At 74.4% G+C, this 2946-nt stretch carries 7 protein-coding genes; all 7 read left to right on the top strand.

Annotated features, from left to right (window positions below):
- Nucleotides 1-122 precede the first annotated feature (122 nt).
- The gene (locus VMI11_06340) at nt 123-452 is read left to right on the top strand and encodes a hypothetical protein (GenBank protein HTY72030.1); all 330 of its coding nucleotides are present in this window, start codon (nt 123-125) and stop codon (nt 450-452) included.
- A gap of 19 nt (nt 453-471) precedes the next feature.
- Nucleotides 472-642 carry a hypothetical protein gene (locus VMI11_06335; GenBank protein ID HTY72029.1) on the top strand — a complete coding sequence of 57 codons (171 nt, stop codon included), beginning with the start codon at nt 472-474 and terminating at the stop codon, nt 640-642.
- Nucleotides 643-677: 35 nt separating this feature from the next.
- Nucleotides 678-1295: a hypothetical protein gene (locus VMI11_06330; protein ID HTY72028.1), complete on the top strand. Its 618-nt coding sequence runs from the start codon at nt 678-680 to the stop codon at nt 1293-1295.
- Nucleotides 1296-1305: 10 nt separating this feature from the next.
- Complete coding sequence (locus VMI11_06325; GenBank protein HTY72027.1) at nt 1306-1635, top strand: hypothetical protein; 330 nt, start codon at nt 1306-1308, stop codon at nt 1633-1635.
- Nucleotides 1636-1893: 258 nt separating this feature from the next.
- Complete coding sequence (locus VMI11_06320) at nt 1894-2079, top strand: hypothetical protein (protein ID HTY72026.1); 186 nt, start codon at nt 1894-1896, stop codon at nt 2077-2079.
- 256 nt (nt 2080-2335) lie between these two features.
- Nucleotides 2336-2674 carry a D-Ala-D-Ala carboxypeptidase family metallohydrolase gene (locus tag VMI11_06315; protein ID HTY72025.1) on the top strand — a complete coding sequence of 113 codons (339 nt, stop codon included), beginning with the start codon at nt 2336-2338 and terminating at the stop codon, nt 2672-2674.
- A 2-nt stretch (nt 2675-2676) separates the two neighbouring features.
- Nucleotides 2677-2946 (top strand): hypothetical protein (locus VMI11_06310; protein ID HTY72024.1); only part of this gene is annotated, 270 nt, incomplete at its 3' end.

The following is a 2946-nucleotide window of genomic DNA, read 5'->3' as shown; positions in this document are numbered from 1 at the left end:
TACGTCGTCGACGCGCTCGCCGTCGTCGGCGCCTGCACGCTGGTCGTGCTCGCGGTCTCGCTCTACAACCACGTCTTCCGGACGCCTCCACGGGACTGGGACGCGCGGGAGGAGGCCCGTCGATGCTGACCGCCGTCGCCTTCCTCGCCGCGGCGTTCTTCGCCTGCGCCGCGGTCGCGCTGGGGGTCCGGCTCCGGAGGACCGTGGCCGAGTCCTGCGACGAGTACAACGCGCTGGTCCTCGACTACGCGCGCTTGAAGGCGGAGGCCGCGGCGAGCCGCGCGGCGGTCGACCGCCTCCGGACCGCGATGCACGTCCGCTGCCGGGACGCGGCGAACGTCATCAAGCCGTGGCTGATCCACGACGACACCGCCCACGGGAGGGCATTCCCGGAGCTGAAGCTCAAGATGGAGAACGTCCTCGCCGAGCTTCAGCGCGCGCAGGACGAGTGAGGACAGAGGGGGGTCACTGATGGCAGGGGAGATGCACGTGGTCCACAGCAGGGCGTCGAGCGCCGCGGCGCTGGCCGAGGCGACGCGGCTCCTGGAGCGGGTGAACGAGACGATGGGCGACGAGCACGACGAGCCGAAGCTCTCCGCGCTCCTCGCGGAGGTCCGGGAGTGGCTGTCGGTCGCGCGCTGAGGCGCCTCGCCTTTACCGTGGCCACGTTAATTACCGTGGCCACAGTAGCCGCGGCGCAGCCGGCCTCGACGCCCGCCTCGACGCCCGCGGCCACAGCCGTGGCCGCGGTCGCCGACCCGCTGGCCGTCAAGACCACCAGCGAGGGCTGGATCTGGGCGATGCGGTACTGGACCCCGCCGGCCCAGACCCGGGACCTGGTGGGCGGCCGGGCCCAGGGAGTCGTCGGGATCGGGCGCTGGGGGATCGCGTTCCGGGCCGACGCCATCGGGATCCCGGGCGAGTTCGCCCAGGACCAGGTGAAGACGTTCCGAGCCGCGGAGGTCGGGGTCGCGGCGCACCGGAACCTCTGGGGCGCGGGCGGCGTCGTGGTTGCCGCAGCTGCCGGCGCATCTGTGGCACGCTCGCTGGAGACGACCGCGGCCGGGGTGCTCCCGGACTTCCCGAAGGCGTTCACCGCGGGGGTCGGGGTCCGGGTCGACGGCCCCTCGTGGTGGGTCTACGCCGCGGTCGGCCAGCACCAGGCGCTGCACGGCGTCGCGCTGGTGTCGACGTACCAGGTGCGGACGTCCGACCGGACGGCCCTGGTGGGGGAGTTCGCCGTCGGGTCGCGCTCGTCGTTCGCGCAGCTCGGCTTAGCGGTGAGGGCGTTCTGAGGGGGTGACGATGACGTTCCTGAAGGTGAAGGCGGGCTTCCGCTGGGACAAGTGGGCTGAGGGCCTGCTGTGCGCGGTCGCCAGCGCGGCGCTCCCCGTCGCGCTGTCGGCGCTCCTCGACCACCGCGTCACGCAGCCCGAGTGGTACGGGATCGCGACGATGGCCGTGACCGCCGGGGTCGCGTGGATCAAGGACCACCGGCCGCAGGTCGTCCTCCCGGCGGTCCCGCCGGAGCTGGTGGCGGTCTGGGAAGAGCACCGGGCGCAGCTCGAGAAGCTCGCGCTCGAGGCGGTGGTGGCGGAGCTGCGGAAGACGCCGTTGTCGCTGCCGAAGCCGTGACGCGCCGCTGCGGGCGGTGCGGGGCTGCCGGCGCGCGGCACGCGTGCCTCGGGACGTGGGCCTCGCGCGCCGCGGCGAGGTTCCGCTGGTACTTCGACGTCGTGAGCGGGGAGGTGGGCTCCCCGCGTGCAGGGAGGTGGTGATGGGCAAGGGCAACCCGTTCGGCGGGAAGAAGGCGGCTCCGTTCGTCAAGGGGGGCGGCCGCGACCCGAAGCACCCGAACGACGCCAAGGGCAACCCGAAGAAGTCCGCGGCGCAGTGACGAAGTTCTGCCCGGACTGCGGGGCGCCCCACGAGTGCCGGCCCCCGGCGCCGACGACGTACCCGCCGGCGCCGACGACGTACCCGGTCGAGACGTGGGTGACGTGCTCGCGCTGCGGGGTGACCTACCGGCTCGGGGTGTACCCGAGCCACCAGTGCGCCGCGGGGTCGTTCGGCCCGTGAACCCTCGCGTCCGCTCGAGCCGGGTCCCGCCGCTGTCGCCGACGGCGGCGTGGTACTCGAGGGCGCGGCCCTGCGAGTTCTGCAGGGGGCGCGTCATCAGCTCGAACGGGCGGCTGGTGAGCGTAGAGCACGAGGCGAGTTGCAAGGCCCTGGGGGGCGGGGGCGCGTCCGCGCACCGGTCGGCTTCGGCCGAGAGCCGGGACAAGTCGCGGGCCGTCGCCCCCGCCCCGACGGGGGCCGAGGGGGAGGGGAGCTGATGGCCATCTGGTTCACGGACGACGAGGTGCGGGGCCTCCAGCCCGGGCTCGTCGAGATGCTCGACGAGGCGCGGGGCGCGGCCGGCGTGCCGTTCGTCATCACCTCCGGCCTACGGACGCCCGCGGAGAACGTGGCCTGCGGTGGCGCGCCGGACTCGGCGCACCTCCGGGGGCTGGCGGTCGACCTCCGCGCGGAGGACTCGCACGTCCGGTCGTCGGTCGTCCGCGCGCTCTACCGCGCCGGCTTCCGGCGCCTCGAGCTGTGTCCGCGGCACGTCCACGCGGATGTCGACCCGTCGCTGCCGCAGGACGTCCTCGTCCTCGGGCCGGACCGCTGACGGTGCGCGGCCTCCTCGCCGCGGCGTTCGCCGCCCTGCTCTCGCTGACGACCCTCGCCGCCGGGGCGCCGGGGCCTCCCCCCTCCGGGGCGGTGGTCTCCCTGACGGGGCGATTCGGGTTCGCCCACGGCTGCGCGGTCTCCGACCGCCTGGTCCTGACGGCCGCCCACGTGGTGAACCCCTTCGAGGAGCGCGGCGACTTCACGGAGTGGGGGTCGCGGTTCGAGGCGGGCGGGGTCTCGGGGTACGTGGCCCCGGCCCTCGTCGACCGG

The organism is Actinomycetes bacterium, assembly GCA_035506535.1.
In the GTDB taxonomy this organism is placed as follows: Bacteria; Actinomycetota; Actinomycetes; order DATJPE01; family DATJPE01; genus DATJPE01.
Note: the sequence above shows the minus strand (reverse complement) of the source record. Positions and strands in the feature narration are given on the sequence as shown.